Below are 1,145 nucleotides of genomic sequence, written 5' to 3'. Positions count from 1 at the left end.
ATAATCTTGGCAACCACGCCGGCACCAACGGTACGGCCGCCTTCGCGAATCGCGAAGCGCAGACCATCTTCCATGGCGATCGGAGCGATCAGAGTGACGACCAGCTTGACGTTATCGCCAGGCATGACCATCTCAACGCCTTCCGGCAGTTCGCACGAACCGGTCACGTCAGTAGTACGGAAGTAGAACTGTGGGCGGTAACCCTTGAAGAACGGAGTGTGACGACCGCCTTCATCCTTGCCCAGCACGTACACTTCAGCTTCGAACTGAGTGTGCGGCTTGATGGTGCCCGGCTTGGCCAGTACCTGACCACGCTCTACGTCTTCACGCTTGGTACCACGCAGCAGAACACCAACGTTCTCGCCAGCACGGCCTTCGTCAAGCAGCTTGCGGAACATCTCGACACCGGTACAGGTAGTCTTGACGGTGTCCTTGATGCCGACGATCTCGACTTCTTCCTGGACCTTGACGATGCCGCGCTCGACACGACCAGTCACAACAGTACCGCGACCGGAGATGGAGAACACGTCTTCGATTGGCATCAGGAACGGCTTGTCAATAGCACGCTCGGGCTCTGGGATGTAGGCATCCAGAGTCTCGACCAGCTTACGAACAGCAGTAACGCCCATTTCGTTGTCGTCTTCACCCTTCAGGGCCATCAACGCAGAACCGATAATGATCGGCGTGTCGTCACCAGGGAAATCGTAGGCGCTGAGGAGCTCGCGCACTTCCATTTCTACCAGTTCCAGCAGCTCTTCGTCATCGACCATGTCAGCCTTGTTCAGGAACACGACGATGTAAGGTACACCAACCTGACGGGACAACAGGATGTGCTCGCGAGTCTGCGGCATAGGGCCGTCAGCAGCGGAACAGACCAGGATAGCGCCGTCCATCTGCGCAGCACCGGTGATCATGTTCTTCACATAGTCAGCGTGGCCAGGGCAATCAACGTGCGCGTAGTGACGAGTCGGAGAATCGTACTCTACGTGCGAGGTGTTGATGGTGATACCACGGGCCTTTTCTTCCGGCGCGTTGTCGATCTGGTCGAAACCACGGGCGGAACCGCCGTAGGATTCAGCGCAAACCTTGGTCAATGCCGCTGTCAGAGTGGTCTTGCCATGGTCGACGTGACCGATGGTGCCCAC

1 protein-coding gene is annotated in these 1,145 nt (G+C 57.6%); it reads right to left on the bottom strand.

Annotated features, from left to right (window positions below):
• Positions 1-1,145: elongation factor Tu (gene tuf / locus IEV54_RS17270; RefSeq protein WP_150279461.1), on the bottom strand; the 1,145-nt coding region annotated here is incomplete at both ends.

This window comes from Halopseudomonas salina (assembly GCF_014637955.1).
Taxonomy (GTDB): Bacteria; Pseudomonadota; Gammaproteobacteria; order Pseudomonadales; family Pseudomonadaceae; genus Halopseudomonas; species Halopseudomonas salina.
Note: the sequence above shows the minus strand (reverse complement) of the source record. Positions and strands in the feature narration are given on the sequence as shown.